Source organism: Phenylobacterium sp. (assembly GCF_035475775.1).
Classification (GTDB): domain Bacteria; phylum Pseudomonadota; class Alphaproteobacteria; order Caulobacterales; family Caulobacteraceae; genus Phenylobacterium.
Map to the genome: position 1 here is coordinate 35142 of NZ_DATIMC010000140.1, position 17391 is coordinate 52532.

Consider the following 17391-nt stretch of genomic DNA (forward strand, 5'->3'; position numbering starts at 1 on the left):
CAAGCGGGCTTTCCGTTGAACCAATCTCAGCTTGGGTCCCCGGCACAAGGCCGGGGATGAGCGGGAGCGCTCAGCTCGCCACGCCGGCCTCATTGAGCCACTCGAGGATCTTCTGCTTGGGCATCGCGCCCACCTTCATGGAGGCCATCTGGCCGCCCTTGAACAGCATCATGGTGGGAATGCCGCGCACGCCGTAGCGCGAGGGCGTGGTGGGGCTTTCCTCGATGTTCAGCTTGGCCACGGTCACCTTGCCCGCGAACTCGTCGGCGATCTGCTCCAGGGCCGGGGCGATCTGCTTGCAGGGTCCGCACCATTCGGCCCAGAAATCGACCAGAACAGGCTTCTCGGCCTGCAGGACGTCGCTCTCGAACGACTCGTCGGTGACCTTGACGCTGCTCATGACCCGTGACTCCTAAACCGCACGGCCGACGCCGAACGCCGGCCGCCGTCTTCCGATCCGCCGATGTAGGCGGCGGCAATGCTGGTATCAACCGGCGCCGCTGAGTCCGGCAAGCGTCGCAGCTATCAAGTTTTCTGGCACGGCCATCAGCCTGGGCCCGTCGGTCCACACGATGGCGGCCTCGATCCGGCGCCCCGGGAACACCTCGGCGAGCACCGCCCAGTAGATGGCGATCTGCCTGAGATAGGCCGGATCGGCGTCTTCGATGCGGACGGGCGAGGGCCGATTGGTCTTGAAGTCGACGACCAGCACGCGGCCCGGCAGCACCACCAGCCGGTCGATGCGGCCCGAGACCTCCAGGCCCTGCGGCAGCGCCTTGGCCGAGCCGGCGATCCCGACCTCGGCGCGGGAGCCCTCGCCGAACACCTCGGCGAAGCGCGCGTCCTCGAGCACGGAGAGGGCGGCGCGGGTCATCTCCGCGCGCTGGGGCGCGGAGAGGTCCGGCTCGCGGGCCAACAGGGCCGCGGCCGCCCGGGCGCGGTCGGGCGGCGGAAGCTCGGGCAGCAGCTGCAGCAGCCTGTGGATCAGCTCGCCCCGCCGGAAGCGGCCGAGGCCGCCTTCACGCGCCAGCGGCGAGGGCGCGGAAACGCGCGCGCCCTCGCCGAGGTCCGACGGCGAGGCGAAGCGCGCGAACGGCTCGGCGGGGGCGGGCCGCACCGCCCACTCCGGCGGCGGGGCCGCCTCGCCGGGGACGGCGGCCGCGCGGCCGAGCGCGCGGGGGTCCGCGCCGTAGCGCCGGACCTCCATCTCGCCGCAGCGGACGGTGCGCACGCCGGGCGCGATCTTCTCGTGCGCCATGGCTCCGGCGACCGCGCCCCACCAGCCCTTGAGCTTGGCGGGATCGGCGCGGCGGGGCAGGCGGCCGCACAGCACCAGCCGGTCGCGGGCGCGGGTCAGGGCCACGTAGAGCAGGCGGTAGGCCTCGTCCTCCTCGCGCTTGGCGCGGCGCGCCCGGGCCGCCGCCGACGGCTCGCAGTCGCGGGCCGCGGCCCCGCACCAGAGGAAGCCGCCATCCTCGGTCTCCATGAGCGGCGAGCCGCGCTGGGTCTGGCTGAGCGTGGTCTCCGGCAGGAACACGATCGGCGCCTCCAGCCCCTTGGCGCCATGGGCGGTCATCACGCGCACCTCGTCGCGGGCGGCCTCCATCTCCCGCTTCACGGTGATCGACAGGCCCGCGAAGTCGAAGGCGAGGCGCTCCAGGTCGCGGACGCCGCGGGATTCCGCCGCCAGGACCTGGGCCAGGAACTCGTCCAGCGCGTCCTGCGCCTCCGCGCCCAGCCGCCGCAGCAGGCGCCTGCGCATGGAGCGGCCCTGCGCATCGGCGACGCCCAGCAAGCGGCCGTAGAACTCGAACGGGCGGGCGCCGCGCCCCTCCTCGATCACCCGGGCCAGGAAGGCGGCGGCCCCGCCCCACTCGGGCCGTTCGGGGGCCCGGCGCTGCAGCCGGTCCCACAGGTTCTCGCCCTCGCGCCGGCGGCCGAGCTCGTAGAGGCTCTCGTCGGAAACGTCGCAGAAGGGGCTGCGCAGCAGGGCGGCCAGGGTCAGCTCGTCGCGCGGAAAGAGCGCGAAGCGGGCGAGGCCCAGGAGGTCGTCGAAGACGATGTGCTCGGAGAGCGCCAGCCGGTCGGCGCCGGCCACCGGCACGCCGTCCTGCTTCAGCGCCCGCAGGATCTCCTCGAAGAGCGCGCGGCGGCGGCGCACCAGGATCAGCACGTCGCCGGCCCGCGCCGGCCGCCAGTCGCCGCGCTTGCCGTCCGGGCGGAGCAGGTCCTTGTCGTAGACGGCGTCGCCGCGGACGATCAGGTTGCGCACCTCGCCGGCGATCTTCCGGGCGAGCTTGCGGGTGGCGCTGTCTTCCGGCGTCACGTCCAGCGGCGCGTCCCAGGCGCGGCGCTCGGGCGTGTCGGGCTCGGACTCCAGGGGCCAGACGTCGACGCAGCCGGGATGCTCGGCCCGGTAGGGCGCCACCTCGTGGCGCACCTCGTCGGCGACGCCCTGGATGGCCTCGGCGAGCTCGGGCGGCGCGAACACCGCATCCACGAAGGCCAGCACCTCCGGCGTCGAGCGCCAGGAGGTGAGGAGATCGACCCGGTGCAGCTCGCGCCCGGCGCCGGCGGCGCGCCGGCGATGGGCTTCCAGTTGCCGCGTGAGCAGGTCGGCCTGGGCGCCCTGGAAGGAATAGATCGACTGCTTCACGTCGCCGACCACGAACAGGTTGCGCTCCAGCGCCCGGTCCCGATCGCTGTCGGCGCCGGAGAAGAACTCCTCGGTCAGGGCGTCGACGATCTTCCACTGGTCGGGCGCGGTGTCCTGCGCCTCGTCGAGCAGGATGTGGTCGATGCCGCCGTCCAGCTTGTACAGCACCCAGGCGGCGGCTGCGCCGTCGCGCAGAAGATGGCAGGCCCTGTCGATCAGGTCCGTGAAGTCGAGCGCGCCGGCGTAGGCCTTTTCGATCCGGTAGGCCTCCAGGTAGGCGCCGGCCAGGCGCAGCGCATCGCAGGTCTCCTCCGCCACGCGGGCGGCGCGGACCTCCTCGCGGGCGATCGCCAGCCTCGCCTGCTCGGCGATCAGCAGGCCCCGGAGGTCTTCGCGCGGCTTCAGCCCGCCGGTGCTCTCGACCCACTTGGCGGGCTCGCCCTCGCCCTGCCCGGTGAACAGCAGGCTAAGCGCCGCCTCGAAGCTCTCCGCCGGCGCGGCGGCGACCTCGGCCATCGTGGCGGCGCGGGCCTGGTCCTGCTTGCCGCCCTGCGCGAGGACCGCGGCCGCCTCGCGCCAGAGCTCCGGGTCGAGCGCCGCCATCGCTCCCGCCGCCAGGTCCTGCGGCGCGGAGCCCGGCGCGAGGCCGCAGGCTTTCCAGACCCAGAAGACGGCGCCGTCCAGCCCACCCTCGCGCGCGAAGAACTGGCTGAGCGCCCCCCGCCTGGCCTCGAACGTGGCGAACATCGCCTGGAAGCTCTGGAAGTCGAGCGCCACGGACATCCGACCATAGGCTTCCGCGACCCCGGCTTGGCCCGACAAGGCGAGGCGGGCGACGCCACGCTTGGCGGCCTCGGCCATGGCGGCGCTCGCCGCGTCGTCCATCACCCGGAAGCCCGGCGAGACCCCGGCCTCCAGCGGGAAGCGCCGGAGCAGCTTCTCGCAGAAGGCGTGGATGGTCTGGATCTTCAGCCCGCCCGGCGTCTCCAGGGCGCGGGCGAAGAGCGCGCGGGCCTGCGACAGCCGCACGGCGTCGTCGGGATCGACCAAGCCGCCGAGCAGGTCCGTGAGCCGCCCGGCCAGCTCCGCGCCGGCCATCACCGACCACTCGCCCAGCTGTTCGAACAGCCGGCGCTGCATCTCGGCGGCGGCGGCCTTGGTGTAGGTGACGCACAGGATGGCGGCGGGCTCGGCTCCGGCCAGCAGCAGCCGCGTCACCCGGTCGATCAGGGTCTTGGTCTTTCCGGACCCGGCGTTGGCGGTGACGAACACCGAGAGCGACGGGTCGGCCGCCCGGCTCTGCGGGTCGCGGTGGTCGGCGCGCGATGCGGCGGCTTCGGCGAGGCTCATTCCTCGCCGCCTTCGCCGCTGGTGGACCACTCGAAGACCCGGGCCAGGTGGTCGTAGTCGGAGATGTAGGTGCGCACGAACTGCGGGGCCGTGCGCGAGGTGTAGCCGTGGCCCTCGCAGGCGTAGTGGGTGACCAGCCGCTCCAGGCCGGCCAGCGCTTCCTCGACCGCGGCGCGGCTCTCCAGCACCTTCTTGCCATCGGCGCCGGGCGCGGCGCGGACCTCCTCGCGGCCGGCGGGTCGCCGCCCGGTGACCTCGAGATAGGTGAGCTCGCCGGGCTCGGCGGCCGGCAGGCCCTGGAAGCCGCCGCGGGCCAGGATGGCCGCCGTGAGCGTCAGCTGCGGCGAGAAGCCGAACTCGACCATCTTCCTCGAGGGCGCATGGCCGGTCTTGTAGTCGAGGATGTGGCCGAGGCCGTCGGGGCCGATCTCGATGCGGTCGGCCTTGGCCGAGAGGACGAAGGGCTGGCCCGCGACGGTCAGGGTCGTGCAGCCCTCCCGCTCCACATGGATCGCCCGGCCGTCGGCGCGCCGCCGAGCCTCCATCTCGGCGACCCAGCGCGCGGCTTCGCGGGCCAGCGCCGCCTCGCGCGCCAGGGCCTCGTCGGCCAGGCCTTCCTCGCGCAGCGCGGAGAGGTAGAGGGCTTCAAACTGGGCTGCGGCGTCCGGCGGAAGCGCGGCGGGCCAGCGCGTGGAGAAGGCCTCGAAGGCGCGGTGGATCGCCGTGCCGCGGGCGCGGGCGTCGAGCGCCTGGTCGGGCCGGTCGAGCGCGCGCAGGCCCAGGATGTCGCGCGCCCAGACCTGGTAGGGATCGCGGGTCAGGGCCTCCACGCGGGTCACGAACAGGCCCTTGGGCCGATCCTCCAGCCGCGGCCGGGGCGAAGGCCGGCCCGCGGGCTCGGGCCGGCCGCCGGCGTCCAGCGCGCGGGCCAGCGCCAGGAGATCGGGGCGGCCGGGGATCTCGACGCCCGCGCCGCGGGCCAGGGTCTCGAGCCGCCACAGCCAGCGCGACTTTACCGACGGCGCGCCCTCGCGCCGCTCGGTGTGGACGAGGATCACCTCGGGGGCGCAGGCCGCCTGGGCGAAGTCATGGGCCGAGAGCCCGATCCGCCGCTCCGGCGAGGGCAGGCCGAGCTCGCGGCGCATGGGACGCGACAGGAACGGATCGAGCGGCGCGGGCCGCGGCCAGACGCCCTCCTCCAGGCCGGCCACGATCAGCCGGTCGGCCCGCACCAGCCGCGCCTCGATCGCGCCCAGGATGCGGAGCCTCGGGTGGGTGGCCCCGCCGGACCGGACGCTCTCGCCCTCCATCAGCCCGGCGAACAGCTCGGCGAAGCCGCGCGGCGTCGCCGGCGGCAGGCCCTGATCGGCGATCAGCGCCGCCAGCAGTCGCGCCATGGCCTCTCCGCCGGGACCGGCCCACAGCTCGCCCGTGTCGCCGGCCGCATCGGCGGCGACCGCCTCCATGGCGGCGGCGAGGCGGCGGGCTGCGGCGGCGGGCGCATCGGCAGGGCCGCTTGCGGCGAGCGCCTCGACGATGGCCTGCAGCCGCCGGGCGAGGTCGAGCGCGGCCTCCGCCCCGCCCTTCGCGGCCAGTCGCGCGGCGAGCTGCGCCCAATCCCGTGGCCGCGCGCCGCGCAGGCCTCGCCGCTCGAGCTGCTCGGCGGCCCTGGCCAGGCGGTCGGGCCGCAGCCCGAGGCGCGCGTCGGGGTGCTTCAGGACGCCCAGCAGGGCGACCGGATCGAGCGGATCGACCGCCAACCGTGCGAGCAGGCTCGCCAGCACGCCGGTGCGGCAGCCGGCCAGGCTCTCGCCGGCCGAGCTGTCGGGAACCACGCCCCAGCGGGAGAGCTTGGCGCTCACCCGGCGCGCGAGCGCCTGGTCGGGGCAGACCAGGGCCGCGGTCTTGTCCGGCGTCTCCAGCGCCTCGCGCAGCAGCAGGGCGGCGGCCGTGGCGGCCTCTTCCTCGGTGCGCGCCGCGATGAGGCTGAGCCCCCCGAGGCCGGCGGCGACGCCCTCGGTCCGCGCCTTCAGCGCCTCGATCACCTGCAGCCAGTCCGAGGTGCGGTCGGCGGGACGCAGCGCCTCGTTGACGATCCGCTGGCGGGCTCCGCGCGCGGCGTCGAGATCGAACGAGGCCGGCCACTCGGCGACGCGCCGGCGCTCGACCCCAGCCGCCTGCAGCAGGCGCTTGAGCGCGCCCTGCGGATGCTGCTCGCCCACCTCGGCCCAGGCGGCCTCGTCGAGGCCCTGGTCGAGGCCGGGCAGGACCACGCAGCCCTGCGGCGCAGCGGCGATGGCGGCGAGCAGGGCGCGGGTGGCCGGCGCGGTGCCGGTCGAGCCGGCGGCGACCAGCACGCCCTCGGGCGGCGCCTCGGCCCAGCGCTCGGCCAGCCGGCGCAGCAGCGCCACGCGGCGCTCGCTGACGTCCACGACGCCCAGCTCCGCGAGCCGGCGGGGCCAGGCGGCGATGGCGGCGTCCAGGAACCGGCGGGAGACCTGCCAGTGCTCGGCGAGGTCGGCGGCGACCAGGCTCTCCAGGCGGCCGGCGAGCTCGATCTCCTCGATCTGAGCGGAATCGATGAGGCCGCCCAGGGCGTCGGCGAGCTCCAGGGCGCCGGCCGCGGTGAGTTCGCGGTCCAGCCGCCAGGCCTCGGCCGTGACCAGCCGCGTCAGCTCGAAGCGGCGCGCCAGCGGGTCGATGGCGGCGGGCAGGTCGAGGGCGATGTCCCCCGGCTCGAACGGCGGCTCGCCCTCGTCGAGGTCGCCCAGCGGCCGCATCTGCGGCGGCAGGATTGCGCCGCTGTCGGCGGCGGCCACGAAGGCCGCGGCCAGGGCGCGGGCGCCGCGTCGGGTGGGCACCAGGACGCTCGCCTGCGACAGCGCCTCGGGGCCGACGGGCGCGAGCGCGTCGACGAGACCGCGGGCGAGGTCGTTCACGAACGGCCGATGCGCGGGAATCGTGAACCAGCGCGGTGCGGGCCCATCGAGGAAGCCCGGGCGGGTCACGTGAGCTCCTTGAGCCTCGCCTCGGCGGCGTCGCGCGCGGCGGGATCGCCGACGTGCATCCAGAAGGCCTCCATGGCCGCGCCATGCAGGCGCCCCTCGTCCTGCAGCCGCCGCCAGACCGGCTGGATCGGGAACGGCCCGCGCCTGGGCTCGGAATCGAGGACCTCGGGCTTCAGGATTCCGACGCCGACATTGGCGAACGGCGTGACCACGTCGGGCGAGGTGGAGTGGGTGAGCCGGCCGGCTTCGTCCATAAAGAAGCCCTGCGGCCCCTCGAAGCCGATGCCGTGCCCGCGGCGCACCACCATCAGCAGGAGGTCCATGACCTCCGGCGTCCAGGCGCGCTTGACGCTCTCCAGCGCCGGCGTGGCGCCCTCCAGCCACAGGGAGTCGATATTGGCGACCCAGATCGGCGCCTCGCCCAGCAGCGGTCGGGCGTGCTGGATGCCGCCGCCGGAATCCAGCAGCCGCTCGCGCTCGTCGGAGATCCGCACCTCCAGGTCGCGCCGCCTGGCGAGATGCGCCTCCATCTGCTCGGCGTAGTGGTGGACGTTGACCACGGCGCGCTGGACGCCGGCGTCGCGCAGCCGGTCCAGCACATGGTCGATCAGCGTCTTGCCGGCGACCTCGACCAGCGCCTTGGGCTTGTGGTCGGTGAGCGGCCGCATGCGGGTGCCGAGCCCCGCGGCCAGAACCATCGCGGTCTTTGGGCCGGGCGTCACGCGCGCGCCTCGGCAGTGACGTGGCGCTCGAGCCAGGCCTTCAGCCCCGCGAGCTCGGGGTCGGCCAGGCAGCGGTCGAGGTAAGCCCAAAGGCGCGGCAGGAGGGCGGCATAGCGGGGCTTGCCGTCGCGGGTCACCAGACGCGCGAAGATGCCGATGATGCGCACGATGTTGAGCGCCCCCAGCGCGTGGTAGTCGGCCAACATCTGCGCACGGTCGGCCTCCGGGCGCAGCCGGAAATAACGGTCGAGCGCATGCGCCTCCAGCTCGGCCGAGACGTCGCGGCGCGCGTCGTGCAGCAGCATCGAGAGATCCCAGACCGGATGCGCCTGCAGCGCATCCTGGAAGTCGAGCAGGCCGACGCGGGAAGCGCCTTGCCGATCGGGCAGCCAGATCAGGTTCTCGGCGTGGTAGTCACGGTGGCAGAAGACGCTCGCGCCGGCGGCCCCGCGGGCGCGGATCGGGCCCCAGATCGCCTCCCATTCGGCCACCGCGTCCGGTCCGAAATCGAGTCTGGGATTCAGCTTTGGCAGCCACTCGACGAACAGCCGGTCGGCGGTGGCCAGAGCCGTCTCGTCATAGGTGAGCAGGGGCCAGGTCGCGCCGTCGTAGGCCAGCACGGGCGGCGGGGCCGCCGCATGCATCCGCGCCAGCGCCGCGACGGCGGCTTCATAGAGCGGCGCCTCCGGCTGGCCGGCCTCGATCAGCCGCGCGAACAGGTCGTCGCCCAGGTCCTCGAGCACTGCGAGCCCGCGCGAGGCGTCGGCGGCCAGAACCGCGGGCGCGGAGAGGCCCTGCCCGCGCAGCCAGCCGGCGGTGGCGACGAAGGCGTCCACGCGGCCGGCGGCGAGCCGGGCGAGGGCGTTGTAGCCGGCCTGCGCGCGCTCGGCCGGCGTGGCGTCCGGCGGGCAGGGCGCGCTCTCCAGCGCCGGCGGCTGGTCCATGAAGATCAGGCTGGCGCCGGAGGGCATGCGGAGCCGCTCGTAGGCGCGGGTCGAGGCGTCGCCGCTCAGCGGCTGGCGAACCGCGGCGCCGAAGCCATGGGTGCGAAGGAACCCGGCCTTCTCGGTTTCACGATCCAGAGCGGGAGCCAAACTCAAGCTTGCGTCCTTCCCAGGCGCCATGCGGCGTCAGCCGCGCGCGGCGGCCCGCGCCGTCGAAGGCGATCTCTACATCGAGTCGGTCGGGCGGCAGCCGCCCGGCCAGCCGCTCCGGCCACTCGATGATCGCGGCCCCCTCGTCCAGCGCCTCGTCCAGACCGATCTCATAGGCCTCGTCCGGGTTCGAGAGCCGATAGAGGTCGAAGTGGGCGACACGCAGTCGCGGGCCTTCATAGAACTGCACCAGGGTGAAGCTGGGCGAGGGCGCGTCCTCGTCGGGGGTGGTGAGCGCCCGGATCAGCGCGCGCGCCAGGGTCGACTTGCCGGCGCCGAGCGGGCCCGAGAGGCAGAGCGCCTCCCCGGGTTCGAGCAGGCCGGCGAGCGCCGCGCCGAGCCGCGCCGTGGCGGCCTCGTCGGCGAGCCTCATGCGAAGCGGTCGTCTGGATGCTTCGCCAGGGCGTGCTCGACGTGGGTCTTCAGCCGTTCGACGATCTCGGCGGCCTCGCCCGCGAGCGCCTCGGGCGGGATGGCGCGGCCAACCGTGAGCCGGAACGCGCCGCCCTCCTTGTTGAGCAGCTCGTGGAACAGGGTGACGTCGCGCAGCTCCGGCGAGAAGCGATCGAAGAAATGGAACAGGCCCGACCAGGGTCCCGCCACGTGGATCGGAACGATCGGGGTTTCGTGCCGCCGGGCCAGCGAGACGGCGGTGGGGGCCCAGGGCGGGTCGGAGAGCTTTCCATCGGCGCCGCGGCGGGCGAGCCGGCCGGAGGGGAAGATGATCAGGCAACGCTCGGCTTCCAGCGCCTGCTTGGTGAGCTGCAGGGTCAGACGCGTGCGCTCGCGCGTCCGCTTGGCCTCCACCCACTCCACCGGGATCAGCACCTCGGTGAGCCGCGGCGCGACGCGGTGCGCGTCGGAGTTGGCGTAGAAGCAGAGGTCGGGGCGGATGGCCTTCAGCGCATCGTAGACCGCGACGCCGTCGGCGATGCCGCTCGGGTGGTTGCAGACCACGATCAGGCGGCCGCTGCGCGGGACGCGCTCCAGGCCCGTGGTGGTCACATCCAGGTTCAGCATCCGGGAGATGTGCGCCAGGGCCGCGCGGCCAGCCAAGGGCGCGATCGCGTCGGCCATGCGGCGGGCCTTGCCATAGTCCAGGATCCGGTAGAGCAGCGGCCGCAGGAGCGGCCAGAGCGGCGTCGCCGACAGCTTCGGCGCTCGCTCCAGGATCAGCGTGTCGACGATGTGCTCATGGCGGCCGGGGCGGGACAGGGCCTGGGGGTGTGGGAGCGCCGTCATGGGCTTGCCGCCTTGACCGCCGCCGTCACCTCCGGAATGGCCTGCGCATCGAACATCTCGGTCGTGCCGCCATGTTTCTCGAACAGCAGCTCGGGCTCGGTTCCGGAATTGTCCCACACCTGCGCGAAATAGGCTTTGGGAAACACGTGCGTGAGATTGGCGAACGAACGGAGCCGACGTGCGAGGTGAAGCTCGGGCGTCCGGAGCGCCACGAAGAAAGGATCGGCGCCCTGCAGGAACGCGGCGTTTCGATAGAAGGTGCTCTTGCCCGATCCATTGGGCCCGGCGAACACCCACAGGCGCGGATTTGCGACCCCCAAAAGCGCCGGCGCTACTTCTTGCGGCGGACCGAGCGCACGTTGCTCGTGAAGACGTACCGCAGGTCGTCGCTCAGGCTGGGGCTGTCGCCAGACACGGTCTTCAGCATGATGAACCGACCGTTGGACTTCGACCTTTGGAGCTTCACGGCAGTGGTTTTCTTGGGCGCGCCTTTCGGCTCGTGCGTCTTGTCGATCAGGGCCATGCCGACAAAATGATCTGCGCCTGGCGCGAGCGCAAGCGGGCATCCGGCGCGGCCCATCTAGCGGCCGCCGCGCGGCGGGCCTAAAACGCGGCCCATGCGCGACATCACCCATTTCATCGACGGCGCCTCTGTCGCCGGGACCAGCGGCCGCTATGGCGAGGTGTTCAACCCCAACACCGGCGCGGTGCAGGCGAAGGTGGCCCTGGCGAGCCCGTCCGAGGTCGACAGCGCGGTCGCCTCGGCGCTTCGGGCCCAGCAGACCTGGGCGCTGGTGAACCCGCAACGCCGCGCGCGAGTCATGTTCGAGTTCAAACGCCTCGTGGAGGCCCGGCTGGAGGAGCTCGCGGAGCTGCTCTCCTCCGAGCACGGCAAGGTCATCGCCGACGCGCGCGGCGACGTGCAGCGCGGCCTCGACGTGATCGAGTTCGCCTGCGGCGTCCCGCACGCCATGAAGGGCGAGTACACCGAAGGCGCAGGGCCGGGCATCGACGTCTATTCCATGCGCCAGCCGCTGGGCGTGGTGGCCGGCATCACGCCGTTCAACTTCCCGGCGATGATCCCGATGTGGATGTTCGGCATCGCCATCGCGGTCGGCAACAGCTTCATCCTGAAGCCTTCGGAGAAGGATCCCTCGGTGCCGGTGCGGCTGGCCGAGCTGATGCTGGAGGCGGGCGCGCCGAAGGGCGTTCTGAACGTGGTGCAGGGCGACAAGACCGCCGTCGACGCCATCCTGAACCACCCCGACATCAAGGCCGTGAGCTTCGTCGGCTCTTCCGACATCGCGGCCTACGTCTATGCGCACGGGACCGCGACCGGGAAACGTGTGCAGGCCATGGGCGGGGCGAAAAACCACGGCATCCTGCTGCCCGACGCCGACTTCGAGCAGGCCACCAAGGACATCGTCGGCGCGGCCTACGGCTCGGCGGGCGAGCGCTGCATGGCGCTGCCGGTGGTGGTCCCTGTCGGCCGCAAGGCGGCCGAGGAGATCCGCGAGCGGGTGCTGGCCGAGATCGAGACGCTGAAGGTCGGGCTCTCCACCGATCCGGCCGCCCAGTACGGCCCGGTCGTCACCGCCGCGCACAAGACGCGGATCGAGGACTACATCCAGATCGGCGTCGACGAGGGCGCCGAGCTCGTCGCCGATGGCCGCGGCTTCAAGCTGCAGGGCTACGAGAACGGCTTCTTCATCGGCCCGTCGCTGTTCGACGGCGTGAAGCCCTCGATGCGCACCTACCAGGAGGAGATCTTCGGGCCGGTCCTGCAGATCGTCCGCGCCGAGACCCTGGAAGAGGCGATCGCACTGCCCTCGGGGCACCAGTACGGCAACGGCGTGGCCATCTTCACCCGCAACGGCCGCGCCGCGCGCGAGTTCGCGAGCCGGGTCAACGTCGGCATGGTCGGCATCAACGTGCCGATCCCGGTGCCGGTCGCCTATCACACGTTCGGCGGCTGGAAGCGCTCGGCGTTCGGCGACATCAACCAGCACGGCATGGAAGGGGTCCGGTTCTACACCAAGACCAAGACGGTGACCGCCCGCTGGCCCGAAGGCGCCCAGGACGACAGCGCCTTCGTCATCCCGACGATGCAGTAGCTCACCCGTCGAGCCGCTCGCGCGGCGTTCCGGGATGCCAGCTAGGTCCGCCGGCTGACGATGTCCTTGTTGAGCTGGCGCGTGCGCTTGCCCTGGCCGCGCTCTGCCTCGGTCTTGACGCCGCGGCGGCTGTGGTTTGCGGAGCGAGTCATGGCCTCGTCGCCGTCCTCGCCCCAGTCCTGCTCGGGATTGTCGTCCTGACCCACATCGTGGATGTCGACACCCGCGGGCGTGCTGGCGCCGAGGTCGCCGGCCTCGTCCAGGCCCGCCGCATTCCGGTCATCGACCCCGGGCTCGCCGGCAAAGTCGCGCCGCTCGCGCGACGGGACTCCGCGGGACTGGGCGCCGTCGCCGGGGCCCTGGCTCGGGCCCGCCGCGCCGTGGTCGGTGACCTCTCCGCCACGATCGTCGCCTGGCGTCGGCTCGAGGCTCTGATCGAACGGCTCCAGGCGCTGCGGGTCGGTCGCGTGCTGGTCGCGATTCGGAGCCCGTTGGGCGTTCATCTCCTTCTGGCCGACGCCCAAGCCTTGCCGTTCGGCGCGGTTGGCGGCGGGGGTTGAGGTGCGAAAGGTGCGGTCGTCTTCGGCCATGGGACCTCTCCTCTTGCCTGAGGCCTCAACCCCCTGAGCGTCGCCCCGTTCCTTGCCGAACGGCCACGGCGCCGCTAGGCGGAAGCGCGATGCCGTCCGCGCTTCAAGCCGCCTATGACGAGCGCCTGGCCGCAGGCGACATCCGGCCCGATCCCGCGCAGGGCGAGGCGCTGCGCGCGCTCGTGCGGCTGGAGGGCGAGCTTGCGGCGGCTCCGCCGCCCAACGCCCTGAAGCGGCTGTTCAGGAGACCCGAGACGCCCCCGCGCGGCATCTACCTGTTCGGGCCGGTGGGCCGGGGAAAGTCCATGCTGATGGACCTGTTCTTCGAGACCGCGACCGCCGAGCCCAGGCGGCGAACCCATTTCCATATGTTCATGGGCGAGGTCCACCGGCTGATCGAGACCTGGCGCAAGGGCTCGGCCGCGGAGCGCAGGGCGCGCTTCGGCCGCTCGAAGGGCGACGATCCCATCCCGCCGGTGGCCGGCGTCGTCGCGGCGGGGGCGAGGCTGCTCTGCTTCGACGAGTTCCAGGTCACCGACATCGCCGATGCGATGATCCTCGGCCGGCTGTTCGAGGCCCTCTTCGCGGGCGGCGTGACCCTGGTCGCAACCTCCAACCGGCCTCCCGACGAGCTCTACAAGAACGGCCTCAACCGTCAGCTCTTCCTGCCCTTCATCGAGCTCCTGAAGGCGAACGTGGAGGTGGTGGAGGTGGGCGGACGCCATGACTACCGCCTCGACCGGCTCAGGGCCGCCGGCGCCTGGTTTTCGCCGCTCGACCCGGACAACGAGCGCAGCTTCGACACCCTCTGGCGCGACATGCTGGGCCGCGCGGAGGAGACCGGCGCGACCGTGGAGGTGCTGGGCCGCAAGATCACCCTGCCGCACGCCGCCGGCGGGATGCTGCGGGCGAGCTTCGCCAGCCTGTGCTCGGTGGCGCTCGGCCCCAATGACTACCTGGCGATCGCCGAGACCTTCCACACGGTGTTCCTGGAAGACGTGCCGAAGCTCACCGCCAACCGGCGGGAGGAGGCCCGCCGGCTGGTGATCCTCATCGATGCGCTCTACGAAGCGCACGCCCGGCTGGTCGTGCTGGCCGAGGCCCAGCCTGCGCAGCTCTATCCGGCCGGCGGCGGCGCCTTCGAGTTCGAGCGCACCGCCTCGCGCCTGGAGGAGATGCGCTCGGCCGAGTGGCTGGAGGAGCGGGAGTAGGGCGGCTACTTCGGAGGAGTCGCGGGGGCGGGCGTCGGCTCGTCGCCGCGCACCACGTGAGGCGTCACCACGATGTAGAGCTCGGTCTTGGCGCGCATCTTGTGCTCGGTGTCGAACAGGCGGCCGAGCGCGGGGACGTCCCCCAGGCCGGGCAGCTTGATCCGGTGCGCCAGATCGCTCTCCTGCGTGAGACCGCCGATCACGAAGGAATCGCCGTCCCGAACCGTCGCCGATGTGGAGGCCTCGCGCTGGCTGATGGTCGGATAGCCCTGCGAGAAGCCGGTCACGCTGGAGACCACGGCGAACACGTGCGAGGTGACGAAGCCGTCGTCGCTGACCCTGGGAGCGATCTGCAGGGTGACGCCGACGTTGACGTACTGCACCTGCTGCTGGACCGCATTGACGCCGGAGAGCGCGATGGAGGTCAGAATCGGCAGGGCGTCGCCGGTGACGATCTTGGCGGCCGACCCGCTCTGCGCGGCGATCCGGGGCTTGGAGATGATGCGACCCTCGCCCTTGTCGATCTGGGCGTAGAGGGCCGCCTGCAGGTTGACGATGCCGCCGCCGCTGCGCGAGGTGTTGGGCAGGCCCGGGAAGTCGCCGCGCGACAGGGCGTAGGCGGCGGTGGCGATCTGGCCGTTGGCGTTGTTGAAGTCGAGGCCGAGGTTGCGGGCGCCGGATTCGGTGAGCTCGACGAACTCGGTCTCGAGAACCACGCTGACCACCGGCACGTCGAGCTTGGCGATCTGCGCCTTGAGCCCGGCGACCAGGGCGGGCGGACCTTTCAGGATGACCGCATTGAGCCGCCGATCGACGCCCACGCTCGCGTCGACGGCGCGGCCAAGCGGCTCGGACGAGGCGCCCTGCTGCTCCATCGCCGCCGAGAGGTTCGGGGGCGCGACGCCGCCGGCGCCGCCGTAGTAGCCCTGGAATCCCGAGGAGCCGAAGCCGGGCTCCTGCGGCGTGAAGTTGTCGTTCGGCCGGATCAGGCGGTCGCCGGTGAGCAGGCCCACCACCTCGCTGACGTCGGCGTATCGGAGCGGCACCACCTCGAAGACTTCGCCCGGCCCCGCGACGAGCCCGGCATGCGGCTCGACCGGCATGGCGGCGGCCGAGCCCGGGGCTGGACGCCCGGACGGGATCGGCGCCGTCGCCCAGAGCGGCGGCGCCTGGGCGCCGGCGGCCGGGGCCTGGAACGACGCCGCAAGACCCGCGAGCGTCATCGCTGTGAACGTCCTGAACCGCACGCGCATCGACCGGCGGCGGCGGGCGCGCATGCCCGCCGCCGACCGTGCCCCGATCTCAGTTGACGGTGACGCGCCGGCCGACGATGCGGCCCCCGACGTGCTGCAGCAGGGTGGCGCCGGTCGGATCGTAGACGTCGATCGTGAACGGCCCCTCGAACGAGGCGCCCTTCGCATCCAGGACCACGTCCTCCTTGATGTTGACCCGGCCGTTCAGGGTTCCGCTCGTCGGATCGTAGCTGAGCGCGAAGTGGTTCAGCCGATAGCTGAACGGCCCGGTCTGGGCCCAGACGCCGAGGCAGAAGTTCTCGGTCGAGGGCGCCCGGCCGCCGCTGTTCATGATCTCGGTGCCGTCGCTGTGCCACGCGGCGTAGCCGAAATCGATCATGGCGCCGCCGGCCAGGAACTGCACGCTCCACAGCCCGACGATCGAGGACGCCCCCACGTTGGCGCGGATCAGCCCGGCCCCGGGGTCCGCCGAACCGCTCCAGACCGCCGGCGCGAGCTTGGCCGTATCCCCGCAGCCCGCCCATGCGGGCGCCGCGAGCGCCAGGGCGCCGAGCGCCGCCAGGCCCACGACCGAACCCTTCATCGAAATACCCATGACAGCCTCCCAAACCGATGCCCGGGCCGTTCCCGGGCTCTGGCGCAAGTGTCCGACAGGGGCCGCCCGGACGGCTCCGATTTCTTCCCGACCGAAGGCCAATCTTGCGCCGACCCCCCGCCGACTTCCGTGCGGAGGCGGGCGGCGCCCCCCCATGGCGAAGGCGGCGCCTAGGCCCTCAGGCTGTCCACCAGCTGGCGCGCATAGGGGCGCAGCTCCGCCTCGGCGCGGACCACGATCTTCAGCTCGCGCACGGCCCAGTCGTCGGCGAGCTCGACGACCCCCAGGTTCATGGTGCGCACCGCGCGGCGGGCGGTGGTCTCGGGCACCACCCCGACGCCCACGCCGCATTCCACGAGCCGGCAGACCGCATCGAACGAACGGAGCTGCACCCGCAGCCGCAGCGGCCGGCCCTCGCGCGCCGCGCGGGCGGCCAGGAACCGCTGCAGCGAACTCGACCGCTCGAGGCCCACGAACTCGCCGTCCAGCACCTCGGCGAATCCGACCCGGCCGCGCGTCGCCAGCGGATGGTCCGCGGCGGTCACCACCACGAACCGGTCGGAGCGGAACGGGTAGGTGGCGAGCGCCCCCACGTCGACCGTGCCGGCGACGATGCCGATGTCGGCCGCGCCCTCGGCCACCAGCCCGACGATCTCGTCGGAGAGCCGCTCCTCGAGGTCGACGCTGACCTGCGGGTGGCCGGCCAGGAAGGAGGACAGCGCCTCGGGCAGGAATTCGGTCAGGGCGTTGGTGTTGGCCAGCAGCCGCACCTCCCCGGAGAGGCCGCCGGCGAACGCGCCGAGGTCCTCCTTCAGCCGCGCGCTCTGGGCCAGGATGGTCCGGGCATGCTTCAGAAGCGTGCGGCCGGCCTCGGTCGGCGCGACCCCCTGGCGCGAGCGGGTGAGGAGCGCCGCGCCGAGCGCCTCCTCCATGCGGCGGATGCGGGTGGAGGCCGCGGCGAGCGCCAGGGCCGAGCGCTCGGCCCCGCCGGTGATCGAACCGGCCTCCACGATCTCGCAGAACAGCCTCAGGTCGGTCAGGTCGTAGCGCATGCCATCCTTCGTCCTTGGCGAAGGAAGCCTACAGGAAAGACGCATTGCCGCAGAGTGGGAAACCGCGGCAGGTTTCGGCGTTGGCGAAGGCTGGCCGGTTCGACTCCGCAGCTTCGTTGACACCCCGGGGCTGGCGCTTAAAAGCCCCGACACGAGAGATACGCGAGGGAGTCCGAGCGAGATGAGCGACGCCGCCACAGGGCCCCGCGAGCCGCCGCTGTCGCCATTCACGACGGTCTGGCGCTGGCACGTGACCATGTTCGCCTCGATCGCGCACCGGGTGACCGGGGTGGCGCTCTACGTCGGCGCGCTGATCGCCGCGGCCTGGGCGGTCTCGCTGGCGGCGGGCCCGCAGCCCTATGCGGCCTTCAAGGGCCTCATGGGCTCCCCCATCGGCCTGGTCGTGATGTTCGGGCTGACGGTGAGCTTCTTCTATCACCTGGC

General features: G+C 72.8%; 16 protein-coding genes. 3 read left to right on the forward strand and 13 right to left on the reverse strand.

Going from position 1 to position 17391, the window contains the following annotated elements; all coding sequences use genetic code 11:
• Positions 1-70: 70 nt before the first annotated feature.
• The 9 genes from trxA to VLI41_RS16375 form a co-directional block, all read right to left on the reverse strand.
• The gene (gene trxA, locus VLI41_RS16335) at positions 71-400 is read right to left on the reverse strand and encodes a thioredoxin TrxA (protein WP_325269150.1); all 330 of its coding nucleotides are present in this window, start codon (positions 398-400) and stop codon (positions 71-73) included.
• An 87-nt stretch (positions 401-487) separates the two neighbouring features.
• Positions 488-4006, reverse strand: a complete 3519-nt coding sequence (gene addA, locus VLI41_RS16340) for a double-strand break repair helicase AddA (RefSeq protein WP_325269151.1) — start codon at positions 4004-4006, stop codon at positions 488-490.
• Entirely contained in the window at positions 4003-7014 is a 3012-nt protein-coding gene (addB, locus tag VLI41_RS16345) for a double-strand break repair protein AddB (protein WP_325269152.1), read from the reverse strand. The genes addA and addB overlap by 4 nt, the downstream gene beginning before the upstream one ends.
• Positions 7011-7712 carry a nucleotidyltransferase family protein gene (locus VLI41_RS16350; protein WP_325269153.1) on the reverse strand — a complete coding sequence of 234 codons (702 nt, stop codon included), beginning with the start codon at positions 7710-7712 and terminating at the stop codon, positions 7011-7013. Before VLI41_RS16350 ends, addB begins: the two co-directional genes overlap by 4 nt.
• Before the next feature lie 20 nt (positions 7713-7732).
• Positions 7733-8836, reverse strand: a complete 1104-nt coding sequence (gene amgK / locus VLI41_RS16355; RefSeq protein ID WP_414692578.1) for an N-acetylmuramate/N-acetylglucosamine kinase AmgK — start codon at positions 8834-8836, stop codon at positions 7733-7735.
• Positions 8808-9263 (reverse strand): tRNA (adenosine(37)-N6)-threonylcarbamoyltransferase complex ATPase subunit type 1 TsaE, encoded by a 456-nt coding sequence (gene tsaE / locus VLI41_RS16360; RefSeq protein ID WP_325269154.1) that lies wholly within the window; start codon positions 9261-9263, stop codon positions 8808-8810. Before tsaE ends, amgK begins: the two co-directional genes overlap by 29 nt.
• A complete protein-coding gene (locus tag VLI41_RS16365; RefSeq protein ID WP_325269155.1) occupies positions 9260-10132 on the reverse strand; it encodes a 1-acyl-sn-glycerol-3-phosphate acyltransferase in 873 nt (290 codons plus the stop codon). The genes tsaE and VLI41_RS16365 overlap by 4 nt, the downstream gene beginning before the upstream one ends.
• Positions 10129-10425: a hypothetical protein gene (locus VLI41_RS16370; protein WP_325269156.1), complete on the reverse strand. Its 297-nt coding sequence runs from the start codon at positions 10423-10425 to the stop codon at positions 10129-10131. Before VLI41_RS16370 ends, VLI41_RS16365 begins: the two co-directional genes overlap by 4 nt.
• Positions 10426-10463: 38 nt before the next feature.
• On the reverse strand, positions 10464-10712 hold the full coding sequence (locus VLI41_RS16375) for a hypothetical protein (RefSeq protein ID WP_325269157.1): 249 nt from the start codon (positions 10710-10712) through the stop codon (positions 10464-10466).
• A 37-nt stretch (positions 10713-10749) separates the two neighbouring features.
• Between VLI41_RS16375 and VLI41_RS16380 the strand changes: the two genes are divergently transcribed.
• On the forward strand, positions 10750-12246 hold the full coding sequence (locus tag VLI41_RS16380) for a CoA-acylating methylmalonate-semialdehyde dehydrogenase (RefSeq protein ID WP_325269158.1): 1497 nt from the start codon (positions 10750-10752) through the stop codon (positions 12244-12246).
• 41 nt (positions 12247-12287) lie between these two features.
• Here the strand turns inward: VLI41_RS16380 and VLI41_RS16385 are convergent, their stop codons facing one another.
• A complete protein-coding gene (locus VLI41_RS16385) occupies positions 12288-12836 on the reverse strand; it encodes a hypothetical protein (protein WP_325269159.1) in 549 nt (182 codons plus the stop codon).
• A gap of 89 nt (positions 12837-12925) precedes the next feature.
• Here VLI41_RS16385 and zapE point away from each other — a divergent pair, with 89 nt between their 5' ends.
• Complete coding sequence (gene zapE / locus VLI41_RS16390; RefSeq protein ID WP_325269160.1) at positions 12926-14047, forward strand: cell division protein ZapE; 1122 nt, start codon at positions 12926-12928, stop codon at positions 14045-14047.
• Positions 14048-14052: 5 nt separating this feature from the next.
• On the opposite strand, the gene VLI41_RS16395 is transcribed toward zapE, so the two are convergent.
• The 3 genes from VLI41_RS16395 to VLI41_RS16405 all read right to left on the reverse strand — a co-directional run bounded on the left by VLI41_RS16395 (position 14053) and on the right by VLI41_RS16405 (position 16947).
• A complete protein-coding gene (locus tag VLI41_RS16395) occupies positions 14053-15270 on the reverse strand; it encodes a type II secretion system protein GspD (RefSeq protein ID WP_325269161.1) in 1218 nt (405 codons plus the stop codon).
• A gap of 79 nt (positions 15271-15349) precedes the next feature.
• Positions 15350-15895 (reverse strand): hypothetical protein, encoded by a 546-nt coding sequence (locus VLI41_RS16400; RefSeq protein ID WP_325269162.1) that lies wholly within the window; start codon positions 15893-15895, stop codon positions 15350-15352.
• Positions 15896-16065: 170 nt separating this feature from the next.
• A complete protein-coding gene (locus VLI41_RS16405) occupies positions 16066-16947 on the reverse strand; it encodes a LysR substrate-binding domain-containing protein (RefSeq protein ID WP_325269163.1) in 882 nt (293 codons plus the stop codon).
• Between the two features lie 181 nt (positions 16948-17128).
• Between VLI41_RS16405 and sdhC the strand changes: the two genes are divergently transcribed.
• Positions 17129-17391, forward strand: a 263-nt coding sequence (sdhC, locus tag VLI41_RS16410) for a succinate dehydrogenase, cytochrome b556 subunit (RefSeq protein ID WP_325269164.1), incomplete at its 3' end; no start/stop codon positions are given.

Coding starts and splice junctions, on each gene's coding strand:
- trxA (WP_325269150.1), bottom strand. CDS start 400: ATGAGCAGCGTCAAGGTCACCGACGAGTCGTTCGAGAGCGACGTCCTG.
- addA (WP_325269151.1), bottom strand. CDS start 4,006: ATGAGCCTCGCCGAAGCCGCCGCATCGCGCGCCGACCACCGCGACCCG.
- VLI41_RS16350 (WP_325269153.1), bottom strand. CDS start 7,712: ATGGTTCTGGCCGCGGGGCTCGGCACCCGCATGCGGCCGCTCACCGAC.
- tsaE (WP_325269154.1), bottom strand. CDS start 9,263: ATGAGGCTCGCCGACGAGGCCGCCACGGCGCGGCTCGGCGCGGCGCTC.
- VLI41_RS16365 (WP_325269155.1), bottom strand. CDS start 10,132: ATGACGGCGCTCCCACACCCCCAGGCCCTGTCCCGCCCCGGCCGCCAT.
- VLI41_RS16375 (WP_325269157.1), bottom strand. CDS start 10,712: ATGGGCCGCGCCGGATGCCCGCTTGCGCTCGCGCCAGGCGCAGATCAT.
- VLI41_RS16380 (WP_325269158.1), top strand. CDS start 10,750: ATGCGCGACATCACCCATTTCATCGACGGCGCCTCTGTCGCCGGGACC.
- VLI41_RS16385 (WP_325269159.1), bottom strand. CDS start 12,836: ATGGCCGAAGACGACCGCACCTTTCGCACCTCAACCCCCGCCGCCAAC.
- zapE (WP_325269160.1), top strand. CDS start 12,926: ATGCCGTCCGCGCTTCAAGCCGCCTATGACGAGCGCCTGGCCGCAGGC.
- VLI41_RS16395 (WP_325269161.1), bottom strand. CDS start 15,270: ATGACGCTCGCGGGTCTTGCGGCGTCGTTCCAGGCCCCGGCCGCCGGC.
- VLI41_RS16400 (WP_325269162.1), bottom strand. CDS start 15,895: ATGGGTATTTCGATGAAGGGTTCGGTCGTGGGCCTGGCGGCGCTCGGC.
- VLI41_RS16405 (WP_325269163.1), bottom strand. CDS start 16,947: ATGCGCTACGACCTGACCGACCTGAGGCTGTTCTGCGAGATCGTGGAG.